The 16,324-nt window shown below is 67.5% G+C and carries 17 protein-coding genes; 8 read left to right on the top strand and 9 right to left on the bottom strand.

Annotation, left to right across the window (positions count from 1 at the left end; all coding sequences use genetic code 11):
- Positions 1-69: 69 nt before the first annotated feature.
- From BKE09_RS09195 to folB, 3 genes are all read right to left on the bottom strand, one after another.
- A complete protein-coding gene (locus BKE09_RS09195; RefSeq protein WP_075675541.1) occupies positions 70-2,244 on the bottom strand; it encodes a glycoside hydrolase family 3 N-terminal domain-containing protein in 2,175 nt (724 codons plus the stop codon).
- Positions 2,245-2,372: 128 nt separating this feature from the next.
- Entirely contained in the window at positions 2,373-3,644 is a 1,272-nt protein-coding gene (locus tag BKE09_RS09200; protein ID WP_075675542.1) for a mechanosensitive ion channel domain-containing protein, read from the bottom strand.
- A gap of 62 nt (positions 3,645-3,706) precedes the next feature.
- The gene (folB, locus tag BKE09_RS09205; RefSeq protein ID WP_014035740.1) at positions 3,707-4,060 is read right to left on the bottom strand and encodes a dihydroneopterin aldolase; all 354 of its coding nucleotides are present in this window, start codon (positions 4,058-4,060) and stop codon (positions 3,707-3,709) included.
- A 359-nt stretch (positions 4,061-4,419) separates the two neighbouring features.
- Between folB and BKE09_RS09210 the strand changes: the two genes are divergently transcribed.
- Positions 4,420-5,085, top strand: coding sequence for a hypothetical protein (locus tag BKE09_RS09210; RefSeq protein ID WP_075675543.1), 666 nt, complete (start codon positions 4,420-4,422; stop codon positions 5,083-5,085).
- 42 nt (positions 5,086-5,127) lie between these two features.
- Here BKE09_RS09210 and tsaD read toward each other — a convergent pair whose 3' ends face one another.
- Positions 5,128-6,153, bottom strand: a complete 1,026-nt coding sequence (gene tsaD / locus BKE09_RS09215) for a tRNA (adenosine(37)-N6)-threonylcarbamoyltransferase complex transferase subunit TsaD (protein WP_075675544.1) — start codon at positions 6,151-6,153, stop codon at positions 5,128-5,130.
- Positions 6,154-6,319: 166 nt separating this feature from the next.
- Here tsaD and rpsU point away from each other — a divergent pair, with 166 nt between their 5' ends.
- The 6 genes from rpsU to BKE09_RS09245 all read left to right on the top strand — a co-directional run bounded on the left by rpsU (position 6,320) and on the right by BKE09_RS09245 (position 11,543).
- Positions 6,320-6,535 carry a 30S ribosomal protein S21 gene (gene rpsU, locus BKE09_RS09220; RefSeq protein WP_002808376.1) on the top strand — a complete coding sequence of 72 codons (216 nt, stop codon included), beginning with the start codon at positions 6,320-6,322 and terminating at the stop codon, positions 6,533-6,535.
- Between the two features lie 133 nt (positions 6,536-6,668).
- On the top strand, positions 6,669-7,112 hold the full coding sequence (locus tag BKE09_RS09225; RefSeq protein WP_014035737.1) for a GatB/YqeY domain-containing protein: 444 nt from the start codon (positions 6,669-6,671) through the stop codon (positions 7,110-7,112).
- Positions 7,113-7,270: 158 nt separating this feature from the next.
- A complete protein-coding gene (locus tag BKE09_RS09230) occupies positions 7,271-8,215 on the top strand; it encodes a YihY/virulence factor BrkB family protein (RefSeq protein ID WP_075675545.1) in 945 nt (314 codons plus the stop codon).
- Between the two features lie 60 nt (positions 8,216-8,275).
- The gene (gene dnaG / locus BKE09_RS09235; RefSeq protein ID WP_075675546.1) at positions 8,276-10,015 is read left to right on the top strand and encodes a DNA primase; all 1,740 of its coding nucleotides are present in this window, start codon (positions 8,276-8,278) and stop codon (positions 10,013-10,015) included.
- Positions 10,016-10,042: 27 nt separating this feature from the next.
- The gene (locus BKE09_RS09240) at positions 10,043-10,543 is read left to right on the top strand and encodes a protein tyrosine phosphatase family protein (RefSeq protein WP_075675547.1); all 501 of its coding nucleotides are present in this window, start codon (positions 10,043-10,045) and stop codon (positions 10,541-10,543) included.
- Between the two features lie 28 nt (positions 10,544-10,571).
- A complete protein-coding gene (locus BKE09_RS09245) occupies positions 10,572-11,543 on the top strand; it encodes a bile acid:sodium symporter family protein (RefSeq protein WP_049457760.1) in 972 nt (323 codons plus the stop codon).
- A gap of 98 nt (positions 11,544-11,641) precedes the next feature.
- Here the strand turns inward: BKE09_RS09245 and BKE09_RS09250 are convergent, their stop codons facing one another.
- The 5 genes from BKE09_RS09250 to BKE09_RS09270 all read right to left on the bottom strand — a co-directional run bounded on the left by BKE09_RS09250 (position 11,642) and on the right by BKE09_RS09270 (position 16,047).
- Entirely contained in the window at positions 11,642-12,448 is an 807-nt protein-coding gene (locus BKE09_RS09250) for a calcium-binding protein (protein WP_075675548.1), read from the bottom strand.
- 145 nt (positions 12,449-12,593) lie between these two features.
- Positions 12,594-13,487 carry a heme o synthase gene (cyoE, locus tag BKE09_RS09255; protein WP_014035731.1) on the bottom strand — a complete coding sequence of 298 codons (894 nt, stop codon included), beginning with the start codon at positions 13,485-13,487 and terminating at the stop codon, positions 12,594-12,596.
- A gap of 4 nt (positions 13,488-13,491) precedes the next feature.
- Positions 13,492-14,655, bottom strand: coding sequence for a COX15/CtaA family protein (locus tag BKE09_RS09260; protein ID WP_075675549.1), 1,164 nt, complete (start codon positions 14,653-14,655; stop codon positions 13,492-13,494).
- 10 nt (positions 14,656-14,665) lie between these two features.
- Positions 14,666-15,235, bottom strand: a complete 570-nt coding sequence (locus BKE09_RS09265) for a hypothetical protein (protein ID WP_042358441.1) — start codon at positions 15,233-15,235, stop codon at positions 14,666-14,668.
- A gap of 95 nt (positions 15,236-15,330) precedes the next feature.
- Complete coding sequence (locus tag BKE09_RS09270) at positions 15,331-16,047, bottom strand: SURF1 family protein (protein ID WP_075675550.1); 717 nt, start codon at positions 16,045-16,047, stop codon at positions 15,331-15,333.
- Positions 16,048-16,104: 57 nt separating this feature from the next.
- On the opposite strand from BKE09_RS09270, the gene BKE09_RS09275 reads away from it, so the two are divergent.
- Positions 16,105-16,323: a twin transmembrane helix small protein gene (locus BKE09_RS09275; protein WP_049444502.1), complete on the top strand. Its 219-nt coding sequence runs from the start codon at positions 16,105-16,107 to the stop codon at positions 16,321-16,323.
- Position 16,324: the final 1 nt, after the last annotated feature.

Here is a 16,324-nt window from a genome sequence, read left to right on the forward strand (position 1 = left end):
AGGGGACGGAGGGGATTAAGTCGTTTTGGCACAAACGACTTAATCCCCTCCGTCCCCTTTTTGCGTTGATCAGGCCTTCAGCAGCTCGAACTGCACGGCGTCACCTGCCGCCGACGAGGCGCAGACCCACAGGTCGAACTGACCCGGCTCGGCACGCAGTACGCCGTCGCGGCCGGTGAACGCCAGCTGCTCGCGGGTCAGGGTGAACACCACCTCAGCCGACTCGCCCGGCTGCAGCGCCACCTTGCGGAAGCCCTTCAGTTCGCGCACCGGACGTACGCGGCTGGCCACGCGGTCGTGGATGTACAGCTGCACCACTTCCTCGCCGGCCACGTCGCCGCTGTTGGTCAGCGTGGTGGTGATGGTCAGGGTGTCGTCCCAGCCAAGCTGGGCTGCACTCAGCTGCGGCACGCCGTAAGCGAAGGTGGTGTAGCCGATGCCATGCCCGAACGGGTACAGCGGCTCGTTCGGAATCTCGCGCCAGCGTGCCTTGAACTCCGACATGGTCGGCAGTTCCGGGCGGCCGGTGCGCGGGTGGTTGTAGAAGTACGGCTGCTGGCCGGACACCTGCGGGAAGCTGACCGGCAGGCGGCCGGACGGGCTGTAGTCACCGAACAGCACATCGGCCACCGCATGGCCGGTCTGCGTGCCCAGGTACCAGGTCACCGCCACGGCCTGTGCATTGCGCACCGCGCCCTGCAGGGCCAGCGCGCGACCATTGCGCAGCAGCACCACCAGCGGCTTGCCGGTCATCGCCACGGCCTCGGCCAGCGCCTGCTGTGCCGGCGGCAGGGTGATCTCCACGCGCGACTGCGCTTCACCGCTGTAGCGCTGCGGTTCGCCCAGTGCCAACACCACCACGTCGGCGCGCAGCGCGGCCGCCACGGCCGCTTCGGTGCCGCCCGCAATCGCGGCTTCCAGATCGCAACCCGGCACGATTTCCAGCAGCGCCTCGTCGCCGATGGCGGCACGCACGCCGGTTTCCAGGTCCACATAGCGCTGCTTGTCGCCGAACAGCGTCCAGCAGCCTTCGATGTTCTCGCGGTCCTGCACGAACGGGCCGATCAGCGCGATCTTCTGCCCGCGCTTCTGCAGCGGCAGCACGTTGTCACGGTTGTTCAGCAACACGATCGAACGGCGCGCGGCATCGCGCGACAGTGCGTCATGGGCGGCAATATGCGAGGTATCCGCTTCGCGCGCCGGGTCCAGCGAACGGTACGGGTCGTCGAACAGGCCGATGGTTTCCTTCAGCCACAGGATGCGGCGCACGCCTTCATCCAGCACCGCCATCGGCACTTCGCCGCTCTCGACCAGGCCCGGCAGGTGTTCGGCGTAGAAGCCGCTCTGCATGCTCAGGTCCAGGCCGGCGGTGAACGCCTTGGCAGTGGCATCACGGTCATCGGCGGCATAGCCGTGCGCGACCAGTTCCATGTCGGCGGTGTAGTCGGAGATCACCACGCCCGGGAACTTCCACTCACCGCGCAGGATGTCGGTCAGCAGCTCGGCATTGGCGCTGGCCGGCACACCATTGATGTCGTTGAACGAGGACATCACGGTGATCGCGCCCGCATCGAAGGCGGCCTTGAACGGCGGCAGGTGCACGTCGCGCAGGGTCTGCGGCGAGATGTCCACCATGTTGTATTCCATGCCCGCCATCACCGCGCCGTAGGCGGCGAAGTGCTTCGGCGTGGCCAGCAGCGAATCGGCGGCGCGCAGGTCGCGGCCCTGGAAGCCACGCACGCGGGCGGCCGCGAACGCACACCCCAGCACCACGTCCTCACCGGCACCTTCGGCGCCACGGCCCCAGCGCTGGTCGCGGGCGATGTCCACGGCCGGGGCATAGGTCCAGTGCAGGCCAGCAGCGGTGGCTTCGATGGCGGTGGCGCGCGCGGTGCGCTCGGCCAGCTCCGGCTCGAAGCTGGCGGCCTCGCCCAGCGGAATCGGGAACACGGTACGCATGCCGTGGATGACGTCGGCGGCCAGGATCACCGGAATGCCCAGGCGGCTCTCCTCGGTGGCGACCTGCTGGATGCGGCGGCCCAGCTCGGCGCCCACGCCGTTGAACAGGGAACCGACCTTGCCCTCGCGCACCTGCTGCAGCACCTGGTCGGCATTGCGCACGTTGGCTTCCGGGTTCACGTCCGGGGCGAACGGGCGGACCATGTCCGCGAAGACACCCAGCTGGCCGACCTTTTCCTCGACGGTCATCTGGGCAATGAGGGATTCGATGCGATCGGAGGCCACCAGCAGTCCTTGATGAAAACGTTTACAAGCCCGGCATTCTAGCGATCCCGAGCCGTTTGGCGAGAGGTTTCGTCATTCAGTTTCAGCCACCAGCGGGGTCCGTATGGCCCCGCCGGAGGCATCGCAGCTTACTCCGAGCCGGCCAACTGGCGCTGCCCGGCCATCAACATGGCGTCGCTGGAGGCCTGGAACACCCGCAGGCCGAACGCCGGCAGGATCGCCAGCAGGTGGTCGAAGATGTCCGACTGGACCGCCTCGTACTCGCCCCAGGCGGTGCTGCGGGTGAAGCAGTACAGCTCCAGCGGCAGGCCCTCGGTGGTCGGCTGCAGCTGCCGTACCAGCAGGGTCATGTCGGTATGGATGCCCGGGTGGCTGCGCAGGTAGCGCTCCACATACGCACGGAAGGTGCCCAGGTTGGTCACCCGGCGGCTGTTGACCTCGGCCACGCCCTGCTCGCGCAGGCGCCCGTTCCACTGCCCCAGCTCCTGCGCCTTCTCCTGCAGGTAGTCACGCAGCAGCGCGAACTCGCCGAGGAAGGCCAGGTCGCCTTCGTCCAGGAAACCGACGCTGTGCTGGTCTAGGTACAGCGCGCGCTTGATCCGGCGACCACCGGCCTCCTGCATGCCGCGCCAGTTCTTGAACGACTCGGTCACCAGCTTCTTGGTCGGGATGGTGGTGATGGTCTTGTCGAAGTTCTGCACGGTGATGGTGTGCAGCGCGATATCGATGACGTCGCCATCGGCGTTCTGGCTGGGCATCTCGATCCAGTCGCCGATGCGCACGCGGCCATCACCACTGATCTGCACGCTGGCCACCAGCGACAGGATGGTGTCCTGGAAAATCAGCATCAGTACCGCCGTGGCCGCACCCAGGCCGGTCACCAGCGGGCCCAGCTTCACCCCCAGCAGGGTGGCGACGATGGACAGGCCAGCGGCCACGAACACCACGATCTTGACCACCTGCAGGTAGCCCTTGATCGGCTTGTTGCGTGCATCGGGCTTGCGCTCGTACAGGCTGTTGGCCGCGTCCAGCGCATGCGAGAACGCCATCGACACCGTCAGTACGGCCCACACGATGCACAGTTTGATGATGACGTTGACCAGGCTGGTCGGCAGGTCGGGGATGAGGGTGATGCCCGAGGCGATCACCTGGCTGGGCACCACGTTGGACAGGCGCGAAATCACCCGCATCAAGTGGCTGCCGCGCCCGGACTCGGCGCCCGGCAGGCGCTGCAGCAGGCGCCGCAGGCCACGCACCAGGATGCGCTTGGTCACCCAGTTGGCCAGGCCCGCTGCAATCAGCAGCGCCGAGATCATCAACGCCAGGTAGGCGCCGGGATAGGGTTCCAGTGTGTTCTGCAGCTTTTCCAGCCACTGTACCGCCACCACCGCGTCCACCATCAGTTGTCTCCTTCTTCCTTCATTGATGTTGAGGTTGCCGGCCAGCGGCCGGCACTACCGGGTCAGTCCCGCGAGCGCTCGATGATCACGCCCACCGCGCGCGCGCCGCGCACCGCGCCTGGCTTGCTCAGCTTCAGGCGCAGCCACTTCACCTCGAATTCGTCCAGCACGATCTGTGCACAACGCTCGGCCAGGGTCTCGACCAGGCCGAACTCCGACTCGCGCACGAACTGCTCCAGGCGCTTGCTGACCGCCTTGTAGTTCAGGGTGTGGGCGATGTCGTCGGTGGCCGCGGGGCGACGGTTGTCGAAGCCCATTTCCAGGTCGAACACCAGGTCCTGGCGGATCCGTCGCTCCCAATCGTAGATACCGATCAGGGCGTCGATCGTCAGCCCCTCGATGAAAACCTTGTCCATTGCGCTTACCAGCCCGAATACAGGGGGCCATGGTAACGGCACGGCGGTGAGCCTGCCCGGAACGGGCGGTGGGTGGCCGGCAGGAACGCGGCTCCAGAAAAGACAAAGGGCCCTGCTAGCGGGGCCCTTTGGTACTACCGTTTGTCCCCGGGGGGAGCTGTTGAACAGCCGCGGGTCCCGGTGGCGCAGGCACGCAGATTAGGCAAGGACCCGATCGCCGGTCAAGGCCAATTCCGACAGGGCAGGTCAGGTAGTCGTCCGAGGCCAAACGCAGAAAATCAGCCGCGCGGACAACGACGTTCCCTGATGGTGGTCGCCGCCCACTCTCGCGAACATCGATTCCTCCTTCACCACCGCACATGACGATGGCTCCATACGATGTACTGCGGCGCGCGTTGTCAGCGGAGCGTCTGTCTACTTACGAGAGAATCGCGTCGACCTGCAGCCCCGACGTCACAGCCGAATCCCTGTACCTGTGGAACATGCGGATGTGCAGTGCACTGATGATGCCGGTCCATCTGTGCGAAGTGGTCACCCGCAACGCCGCTGCAGCTGTGCCCGCCCGGCAGCATGGCCCGCGTTGGCCCTGGAATGATGCCTTCCGACGCAGGCTGCCAACCTCGTCCTGTACTTCCGCACGTGCAGCACTGGAACAGGTTGCTGGCCGCACGACCGATACACCCGAAATCGTCGCCAAGCTGCCGATGGTGTTCTGGCAGCAGCTTTTCACCTGTCGCTTCGACGCCACGCTGTGGATACCCGCACTCAACGGAGTTCTGCGGCATGCACCCTCAGCTCATCCCAGCGTCATCAGAAAAGCCATCCACGCTGACATCGGACGCATTCGCCACCTGCGCAACCGCATCGCGCACCACGAGCCCATCCTCGAGCGCGACATCGGCGCTGACCTGGCGGCGATCGGGCGGCTGATCCACGCCCGCTGCCCGCATACGCTGGGCTGGCTGCAGCGCCATGAGCGAGCGACGACGGTGTTGGCGGCGTCGCCGTTGGCAGGGCGTCCGTAAAGCGTCCGCCGGGCATGGCCCGGCGCTACCGGTTCCGGGGCTTCACACCGCCGGCAGGGTCGCCATGTCCCAGCGCGGGGTCACGTCCACCTTCGGCGGGTTGTGCTGGCCGGCCTGCAGCCGCAACGCGCCGGCGAAGGCGATCATCGCGCCGTTATCGGTGCACAGTGCCGGCCGCGGGAAGCAGGCACGGCCGCCGAGACGCTCGGCCATCTGCTGCAGGCGGGCGCGCAGGCGCTTGTTGGCGCCGACACCGCCGGCCACCACGATCACGTTGGTGCCCGCCGCTTCCAGCGCGCGTTCGCACTTGATCGACAGGGTCTCGACCACCGCGTCCTCAAAGCCCCGGGCGATGTCGGCACGGGTCTGCTCGCTCTGGTCGCTGTCGCGCCAGGCCATCAGGACCTGGGTTTTCAGGCCGGAGAAGCTGAAATCCAGCCCCGGGCGGTCGGTCATCGGCCGCGCGAAGCGGTACGCGCCCGGCGTGCCCTGCTCGGCCAGCCTGGCCAGCTGCGGGCCGCCCGGGTACGGCAGGCCCATCAGCTTGGCGGTCTTGTCGAAGGCCTCGCCAGCCGCGTCGTCCAGGGTCTCGCCCAGCAGGCGGTACTGGCCGATGGCGTCCACCGCCACCAGCTGGGTGTGGCCACCCGATACCAGCAGCGCCACGAACGGCGCTTCCGGCGGATCGTCCTCCATCAGCGGGGCCAGCAGGTGGCCTTCCATATGGTGTACACCCACCGCCGGCACCTCCAGCGCCCAGGCCAGCGAGCGGGCCACGCCGGCGCCAACCAGCAGCGCGCCGACCAGGCCGGGGCCGGCCGTGTAGGCCACGCCGTCAATGTCGTCTACGCCGAGGCCGGCGTCGGCCAGGGTCTGGCGCACCAGTGGCAGCAGCTTGCGGACGTGGTCGCGGCTGGCCAGCTCGGGCACCACACCACCGTACTCGGCGTGCAGGGCGATCTGGCTGTAGACCGCATGGGCGCGCAGGGCCGCGCTGCCGGCCAGGTCGGTGTCATACACCGCCACGCCGGTCTCATCACAGGAAGATTCGATGCCAAGGACTCGCATGCCTGCTATTATGACGCCCCTGCCGCCCCCTCGGGGGACGTGCAGATCTCACTGCTTTCGAACCCCCGGCCCGTATTCAGGGTTGACCGCTTGCAGTTTGTCGTTTCGCCGCTATAATGTGCGGCTCGCCGGGCGTGACCCGGTTCTACTGTGTCCCGGAGATTCCATGCCCAGCGTCAAAGTCCGCGAGAACGAGCCCTTCGAGTTTGCTCTTCGCCGCTTCAAGCGCACTTGCGAAAAGGCCGGTGTGCTGGCCGAAACCCGCAAGCGCGAGTTCTACGAAAAGCCGACCCAGGAGCGCAAGCGCAAGGCCGCCGCTGCTGTGAAGCGTCAGCTGCGCCGCTCGTCGCGCGACGTCACCAAGCGTCAGCGCCTGTACTGATCGGACGCATCTTCATTGCGGCGGGCTTGCCTGTCGCGATGGAGCCGAAGCCGGCACGCGCGAGCGTCGCCGGCTTTTTGCGTTTCCGGGTTCGGGCATCCGCCCCGCCCCACCTACCACCACGAGGTTCCTCATGAGCATGAAGCAGCAGCTCACCGAAGACATGAAGGCCGCCATGAAGGCGGGCGAGAAGCACAAGCTGGGCGTGATCCGCCTGATCAACGCCGCCATCAAGCAGCGCGAAGTGGACGAGCGCATCGAGCTGGATGACACCGCCGTGATCGCCGTGCTCGACAAGATGGTCAAGCAGCGCAAGGACTCGGTCAGCCAGTTCGAAGCCGCCAACCGCGAAGACCTGGCCGAGATCGAGCGCGCCGAGATCGTGGTCATCGAAGCCTACCTGCCGGCCAAGATGGGCGAAGCCGAGATCGTGGCCGCCATCCAGGCCGCCATCGCCGAGACCGGTGCCGCCGGCCCGGCCGACATGGGCAAGCTGATGGGCGCGCTGAAGCCAAAGCTCGCCGGTCAGGCCGACATGGGCCTGGTCTCCAAGCTGGTCAAGCAGCTGCTGGCGTAAGCCGGCGCCCGGGGTCGGATCCCTTTCGCAACGCGAAAGGGCTCTGACCCCAATGTGGAACTGGCAGGGTCGGATCCCTTTCGCTCGCGAAAGGGCTCTGACCCCATCGATGCACCCGCTTCACCGCACCTTCGACCCCCGGCTGCTACAAAGTCCCCATGGTCGAGCAATCGCATTCCCCCGCCGACACGCGTCCCCACGGCATCCCCGCACGGCTTCGCCACTACGCTGACCGCCTGCAGGACAGCTTCCCGATGGCGGTGGCCAAACGCTTCGTCGAAATCGACGTGCTGACCCAGGCCGCTTCGGTCTCCTTCTACGCCCTGCTGTCGATGGCACCGCTGCTGGTGCTGCTGTTGTGGCTGACCGCCTCGCTGTATCCGCCCGCACAACAGGCACTGATCGGCCAGATCGGCTCGGTCGCCGGCAGCAGCGTGGCCAGCGTCGCCGACACCGTGCTGCACAACGCCAACAGCCAGCCCAGCGTCGGTTCGCTGGCCGGGCTGTGGAGCACCCTGCTGCTGTTCGTCGGCGCCACGGCGGTATTCGCCCAGCTGCAGAACGCGCTGAACCGGATCTTCCACACCAGCGGCCAGCGCCTGGAAGGCGTCAAGGCCTGGCTGCGCAAGCGTGTGTTCTCGTTCGGCGTGGTGCTGGCGCTGGGCTTCCTGCTGATCCTGTCGATGACCGCCACCACCGCCCTGCAGGTGGTGTTCGCGCAGCTGCCCTCGGTACTGCCGGCGATCGGCTACCTGACCTCGCTGCTGCTGTACACGCTGGCCTTCGCCTTCCTCTACCACTACCTGCCGGACCGCCGCGTGGCCTGGCGCCAGGCCTTTATCGGCGGCGCCATCACCTCGGTGCTGTTCACCCTCGGCCGCTACGGGATTGGCGTCTACATCGCCACCGTGGCCCCGGGCAGTGCCTACGGCTCGATGGGCGCGCTTGTGATCTCGCTGGTCTGGATCTACTACGCCACCGCCGTGTTCTTCGTCGGTGCGTTGATGACCGCGGTGATCGACGAACGCCAGCATGCACGGGCGCAGCTGGCCAGGGCCGGCGTCGACGCCGAACAGGCCAGCCCCGGCACCGCCAGCGAGTAAACTAGAGGAATCCGCCGCCCCTGCTGCGCGCCCTGGCGGCCGCGCCCTGCCCTGTTGCCCATGGCCCGTATCCCCGACGCTTTCATCGACGACCTGCTGGCCCGCACCGACATCGTCGAGGTGGTGGGCAGCCGCGTGCCGTTGAAGCGCCAGGGCAAGGAGTACGCCGCCCGCTGCCCGTTCCATGACGAGCGCTCGGCCTCGTTCACGGTCTCGCCCACCAAGCAGTTCTATCACTGCTTCGGCTGTGGCGCGCACGGCACCGCGATCAGCTTCCTGATGAACTACGACCGCCTCGAGTTCCTCGACGCGGTAGATGAACTGGCCAAGCGCGCCGGCATGGAAGTGCCGCGCAACGAGAACCCGCGCAGCCCGCAGCAGCAGGACGACAGCCGCGAGCTGTACTCGGCGCTTGAGGCGGCCACCAAGTTCTTCCAGAACAACCTGCAGGGCAGCGACAAGGCCCGCAGCTACCTGGATGGCCGTGGCGTGGATGAAGAGAACCGCGCGCGCTTCCAGATCGGCTACGCACCGGATGGCTACAGCGGCCTGCGCGATGCGCTGGGCAAGGACGAGCGGCGCATGAAACTGCTCGACCGCGCCGGCCTGTTCTCCAAGAACGATCGCGGCCACGTCTACGACAAGTTCCGCGACCGGGTGATGTTCCCGATCTTCGACCGCCGTGGCCGGGTGATCGCCTTCGGCGGCCGCGTGTTCGAGAAGGACGACGGCCCCAAGTACCTCAACTCGCCCGAGACCGCGCTGTTCCACAAGGGACGCGAACTGTATGGCCTGTGGCAGGTGCGCCAGGCCAACCAGAAGATCGAGCGGCTGATCGTGGTCGAGGGCTACATGGACGTGGTCTCGCTGTTCCAGTTCGGGGTCACCCAGGCGGTGGCAACGCTGGGCACCGCGACGACGCCGGACCATGCCGAGCTGCTGTTCCGCAACGCACCGGACGTGTTCTTCTGCTTCGACGGCGACGCCGCCGGCCGCCGCGCCGGCTGGAAGGCGCTGGAGTCGGTGCTGCCGCGCATGAAGGATGGCCGCCAGGCCTTCTTCCTGTTCCTGCCCGATGGCGAAGACCCGGACACCATCGTGCGCAAGGAAGGCGCCGAAGCGTTCAACGAGCGCCTGAAGCAGGCCACGCCGCTGTCGCAGTTCTTCTTCGACGAACTGACCCGCGAGATCAACCTGGGCACGCTCGATGGCAAGGCCCGCCTGGCCGAGCGGGCCAAGCCGATGCTGGCGCAGATTCCCGACGGTGCCTTCGGCGACCTGATGAAGCAGCAGCTGGCGCAGCTGACCGGGCTCGGCGGCAACGCCCCGTCTGCACGCGCGCCGATGCCGCAACGGCAACCGCAGCGGACGATCCAGCCCGTGGCCAAGCGCAGCCTGGTGCGCGGCGCGATCGCCGTGCTGCTGCAGCAGCCGTCGCTGGCGCTGACGCTGGGCGGCAAGCACCACTTCCAGGGCCTGCGCCTGCCCGGCGTGGAACTGCTGCTGGAGCTGCTGGGCCTGGTCGAACAGCGCCCGGACATCAGCACCGGCGCCCTGCTGGAGCACTTCGACGGGCGCGAGGAACAGGCGTCGCTGCACACCCTGGCCGCGCAGACGCTGCCCGGCGACGACGCGATGTGGACCCAGGAACTGCACGATGCCGTGGCCCAGCTGGAGAAACAGCTGCTGGTGCAACGTCTGGAGGAGTTGTTGGCAAAGCAGCGCCAGCAGGGCCTGGACGATACTGACAAGTACGAACTGCGCGAGCTGCTGAAGGCGCGCGCCGGACTGCGCCTGTAGCGGCAGAACGTTTTCACGGAGAGGACCATGCTGCTGCGCCTGACCTGCCTGCTGTTGTTGTCGCTCTGCCTGCCGCTGACGGCCCTGGCCGAAGACGCGCCCCTCAACGAAGTCCGCCCCGGCCTGTACGCCGGCGGCCAGCCCAGCGCTGTACAGCTGCAGGCCTTGGCCGCACAGGGCGTGCGCACCGTGATCGACCTGCGCCAGCCCGGCGAGGACCGGGGTTTCGATGAAACCCGCGTCGCCGAATCACTGGGCCTGCGCTACGTGCGCATTCCGGTGGCCGGTGCCGAGGGGCTCGATGCCGCCAACGTGCGCGCCGTGCACCAGGCCCTACAGCAGAGCCAGGGGCCGGTGCTGCTGCACTGTGCGTCCGGCAACCGCGCCGGTGCCGTGCTCGGCCTGGTCAGTGCACGCTACGAACATGCCAGCCCCGAACAGGCCCTGCAGCTGGGCCAGCGTGCTGGCCTGAGGTCGCTGGAAGCCGCCACCCGCCAGCGCCTGGCCACGCCGGTCACCTCGCCCTGAACCCTCCGCACCAAGGACTCTGCCCACCATGACCCGCTGGTGGTCGCGCCTGCGACCGGACAACTTCACCCTCGCCCTGCTGTGCACCGTCGGCCTGGCCTCGCTGCTGCCGATGAAGGGCGCCGCCGCCATCGTGCTCGACGATGTCACCACCGTCGCCATCGCCGCGCTGTTCTTCCTGCATGGTGCGCGCCTGCCGCGTGAGTCGATCATCGGCGGCATGCTGCACTGGCGGCTGCACCTGACCATCCTGGCCTGCACCTTCATCCTGTTCCCGCTGCTGGGGCTGATGTTCAAGCCACTGTCGGGCTGGCTGCTGACGCCGGAGCTGTACCTGGGCGTACTGTTCCTGTGCACCCTGCCCTCCACCGTGCAGTCGTCCATCGCGTTCACCTCGATGGCACGCGGCAATGTACCCGCAGCGGTGTGCAGCGCCTCGCTGTCGAGCATCCTCGGCGTGTTCCTGACCCCGCTGCTGCTGACCGCGCTGGCCGGCACCTCTGGCGGCATCCACGACCCCCTGCATGCGATCGGCGGCATCATGCTGCAGCTGCTGGTGCCGTTCGTGGCCGGCCACCTGCTGCGGCCGTGGATCGCCGGCTGGGTGGAGAAGCAACGCGCGCTGCTGCGCTACACCGACCAGGCCACGATCCTGCTGGTGGTGTATTCGGCCTTCGGCGAAGCGGTCACCGAGGGCCTGTGGAGCAAGACGCCGCTGCTCTCACTGCTGGCCGTGGCGGTCGTGGCCGCCGTGCTGCTCGGCATCGCCATGCCGCTGATCACCTTCATCGCGCGTCGCCTGCGCTTCAACCGCGAGGACGAGATCGCCATCGTGTTCTGCGGCTCGAAGAAGAGCCTGGCCACCGGCGTGCCGATCGCCAAGGTGCTGTTCGCCGGCGGCAGCCTGGGCGCGATCGTGCTGCCGGTGATGATCTACCACCAGATCCAGCTGATCGTCTGCGGCGTGATCGCGCAGCGGTATGCGCGGCGCAAGCCCTGACAGGGCGCGCGGGTTGTTGCGGGTAAATCATCCACGCATGGCGTGGATCTACTGTAGAGCCGAGCCCATGCTCGGCTGATGATTGGCCACGCGTGGATTCACGGTTCTGCCAGCGTGCCGACGCTCAGCTGCGGCATCCACACCCACAGGTCGTATTGCCGGCCCGCATGAGTATCCACCCGCGGCCCTCGCGCCGCCTGTTCCGGCAATGGCCTGGCCGAGCATCGGTCAAGGCACGCCCAAGTCTCACCACGCTGTGCTCCCAACCGCACACTGTAGATGTCCAGATCACGCACCGCCGATGCCATTGGCCGGGTCTGCATTTCCGGCGGCGCACCGCCCGGCCGCTGCAGCATGGCGTGCACGTTACCGGCCAGCACCAGCATGCGTGCGTCAGCCGGCAGGCGCCGGTACAGGCGCCGCAACTCGGCGGCCATGCGGTCATCGCGTGCCTGGTTGCCGCCCTTGCTGGCATTGACGTCATAGCCAACGACTTCGATGACACGCCCCTGCGCCTTCAGCGCGCGCAGGCCTTCGATCATCGCCAGCATGTCGCGGCTGCGACGGCCATCGTGCTGGTCATCGCGCACGCTCCAGAAGGCACGCCCGCGCAGCTGCTGGCGTGCCTTCTCGCCGCCGTCGGAAGCCAGGTAATCGCGTAGCGTGGGGGTTTCGCCGCGCGGCAGTTCCAGCGCCAGCACGACCGGGCCATTGCGGCTGTAATCCTCCACCAGCTGGCGCACCAGCAGCGGTGTCTCGCGAGTACCGTGGAATTCGCCCAGCACCAGCAGGCGGTGGTCGCCGGCGTGCTGGCGGATCTGCGCGGCGGTGTCGTCGGCATGTGCATTGAGGGCCATGCCGAGCGCCAGCAACAACGCGCTGGTCCAGCGGAAGATCGAATGCATCCCTGCGCCTTCCTTTCCTTGGGGTCAGGAATAGCAATGGCGACGCCTCAACCGTAGTTCAAGGTGATCCTCGCCATGCATGGATGTTCCCGCCATCAGACCGGGCCTGAGTCGAGCATGGCTCGACTCTACAAAGGGCAGCCCCTTACAGCCAGGGCAGGATCCAGTGGTCGACCAGCAGGAAGGCGAACAGCGCCATCAGGTAGACGATGGAGTAATAGAACATCTTCATCGAGAACAGCTCGTCCGGCGGGTCCAGCATGCGCCAGGCGTACCAGAGGAACACGGCGTTGAGCACGATCGCGCCGCCCAGGTAGAACGCACCGCTCATGCCCACCAGGTACGGCAGCAGGCAGACCAGCGCCAGCACCACCGAATACACCATGATCTGCTTGCGGGTGTGCACCACGCCGTGGGTCACCGGCAGCATCGGGATCTCCGCCTTGGCGTAATCCTCGCGGCGGAAGATCGCCAGCGCCCAGAAATGCGGCGGGGTCCAGATGAAGATGATCAGCACCAGCAGCGACGAGTACGCCCAGTCCGACGAACCCTGCATCCCGGTCACTGCGGCCCAGCCCAGCATCGGTGGCATCGCGCCGGCCAGGCCACCGATGACGATGTTCTGCGAGGTCGCACGCTTGAGGTACACGGTGTAGATCACCGCGTAGCCGATCAGCGAGGCAAAGGTCAGCACCGCGGTGATCAGGTTCACCCACAGCACCAGGATGGTCATCGACAGCACGATCAGCACGCCGGCGAACACCAGCACCTGCCACGGCTTGACCTTGCCCACCACCAGCGGGCGCCACGAAGTGCGGGCCATCTGCGCATCGATGTGCGCATCGAGCAGTTGGTTGATCGCGGCGGCGGCCGAGGCCGCCAGCCAGATACCGAGGAAGCCGAGCACGCCGGCGCGCACCTGCTCCCAGCTGGGCACGCCGGGGATGGCCAGGACCATGCCGACCAGGGCGGTGAAGACAATGAGGGCAACGACCTTGGGCTTGGTCAGGTCCCAGTACTGGCGGTAATTGGAAAACATGGAATCAGTCCGGGGCACGCAGGCGGGCCAGCAGGCTGACCAGCACGAACAACAGGGCAACGGCCACGCCGTTGTGGGCCACCGCCACTTCCAGCGGCAGCGCCAGCTTCACATTGAGGATGCCGAGGGTGACCTGCAGCACCAGCAGCGCGATCAACGCGCTGGCCCAGCCACGCATGCTCGGCAAGCGGAACAGGCGCACGCCCAGCCACAGCAGGTAGACGACCACCACCACCGCGAACAGGCGGTGTGCCATCTGGATGGCGATGCGCGAGGCGCCATCCAGCACGCCCCCTTCGTAGTCCACGCCGATGCCACGCCACAGGGTGAAGCCTTCGACGAAGTTGTGCTGCGGCCACCACTGGTTGGCGCAACGCGGGAAGTTGTCCAGCGAGGCGCTGCCCCCGCCGCAGGCGAGTGCGGCGTAGTTGGCGCTGACCCAGCCCCCCAGTGCGATCTGGGTGACCAGCACCGCCACGCCGATGCGCAGCAACCACTTCAGCTTCGGCGCTTCAGCCAGGGTGATCGGCATGTGCGTCGCGCGCCAGGCCATCCACACCAGCAGGCCGAACATCAGCATGCCGCCGAGCAGGTGGCCCATCACCACGATGGGTTTGAGCAGCAGGGTCACCGTCCACATGCCCAGCAGGGCCTGGAAGATCACCACAGCCAGGGTCAGCAGCGCCGCACGTGCGAGATCGATGTTGCTCCAGCGCAGCGCGGCGATCAGCAGGATCGCCTCGCCGATCAATGCCAGGGCACTGGCGGTGCCGTGCCAGCCCATCATGTACAGCGGTATGCCGGCGGCCACCAGTACGCAGGCGGTCACCACCGCCGTGCTTCCGAACCGCCGCTTGCGCGTGGCCAGCAGCGCCAGGGTCAGGATCTCGATGCCCAGCGCGCCGGCCAGGAAGCGGTGCACCTGCTCACGCCAGGCCTTGTGGGTCTCCAGCGGGCGGATCTCCGCCGCCGGATGGCCGATGGTCTCTTCCACGTGCTGCGGCCAGGTGGCCTGGCCATAGCAGGTCGGCCAGTCCGGGCAGCTCAAACCGGCATCGGACAGGCGCACGAAGGCGCCGAACATGATCGTGCTCGCGGTCATGATCATGGCGAACCACGCCAGGCGGTGAAAATTGCGGTGCAGCGCCGGACGCGCGGAAAGGCTCATCAAACGGGACTCACTTCAGTTTCAGCAACGTGGCCATGTCCTTGCGCAGGCCACCGAGGTCGGAACCCGGGGCATGGCGCATGATCACGAAGCCGTTCGGATCGATCACGTAGACCGGCAGTCCCGCCGGATCATCGACGCCCGGCAACGCCGCGCGCAGGGCTGGCGACGGAGCCAGCGGCCGCAGCGCGGGCAGCGAGGCGATCGACGCCGGTGGCGTACCCAGCCACAGGATCTCGACATTATCGGCGTTATGGCCGAACAGCTGCCACACCTTGCCCAGTCCCTGCGACAAAGTGACGCACTGCGCGTCGCAGGCGCCAGGCGGGGCCACCAGCAGGCGCCAGGTGCGGGCCTCGGGGTTCCAGGGATACGGCTGGCCGCTGGCCAGGGTCGGCGCCTGCTGGCGCAGGTCCACCGGCGGCTTCAGCAGCTGGCCGGCATTGCGGTGCCCGGTCGGCTGCCAACCGGAGAAGCGCAGCACGGCGGCCAGCGCCATCGCCCCGAAGAACACGGCAAACAGCAGCACCAGGGTCCGGCGGCCGGAACCGCGCGCCTGCGGGGACGTAGCAGTGTTCATGCGGGGCATTTTCTCATGGTTGGGAAAGGGATGCCGGTAGTGCCGGCCGCTGGCCGGCATCGAGGAAACCGGGGGTTGCCGGCCAGCGGCCGGCACTACCGGGCGATGGGGCGTCTCCTGCGCCGCTCCAGCACCACGGCCACCACCAGCACGGTCAGGGCCAGCCCGAACCACTGCACGGCGTAGCCCAGGTGACGCTGCGGCGGCAGCGTGTTCGGCAGCAGGTCCAGGTCGCGCTCATCGCCGAATGGCAGCGCCGGGTCCAGGCGCAGGACGCGGTCGGGTAGCGCCTGCAACCCCAGCGCGCGTGCCAAGCCGTCGGCCGGCAAGCGGCTGGCCAGCCAGAGCCCGGCCTCACCGGTGGCGGAGAATGCGGGGCCCAGTACCAGTCCCGCCGACGGTGGCGGTGCCAGCAACCCGCGCACCGCCACCGGCGAAGGCGGCGCCGGTATGTCCGGCAGCGTGCGATCCGGCGGCAGCGCACGCCAGCCGAGGTCGACCAGCAGCACGCTGCCGTCGTCACTGCGGAAGGGGCGATAGATCTTCACCCCGGCGCGGCCATGCCGGGTCTGGTTGTCCAGCAGCACCACGCCGGGCAGGAAGCGGCCGTGGTCGGCCACGCCGTGCAACGCGCCGGGCGCGGCCAGGGCCTGCGACAGCGGCAACGCCTGTGCCACCGCTGGACCCTGCGCATCCAACATTGCCTGTTTGGCATGCATGCGCTGCAGCTGCCACAACCCCAACGCGCTGAAACCCGCCATCACCAGCACGGCCAGCAGCCATCCGATCACGCGCGTGTGCTGGCGCATCATGACAAGTCCGCGCAAACGCGGTCAGATAGGCACATCCACCCTGCCCTCGAGCCGCGCATGAGTGATTCGCTGAAGACCCTGCTGGTAATCGCGTTTCTGATCGTCATCGTCTGGAACCTGGGCGCCGGCCTGTACTACCTGGTGGTCGACCGCGGCCAGACCAAGCGCACGGTCAACGCACTGACACGTCGCATCTCGGTGTCGGTGGCGTTGATCCTGCTGGTGATCGTGAGCATCTACATGGGCTGGATCAAACCGCACGGCATCGGCGGCTGAA

Source organism: Stenotrophomonas sp. TD3 (assembly GCF_001939825.1).
GTDB lineage: Bacteria > Pseudomonadota > Gammaproteobacteria > Xanthomonadales > Xanthomonadaceae > Stenotrophomonas.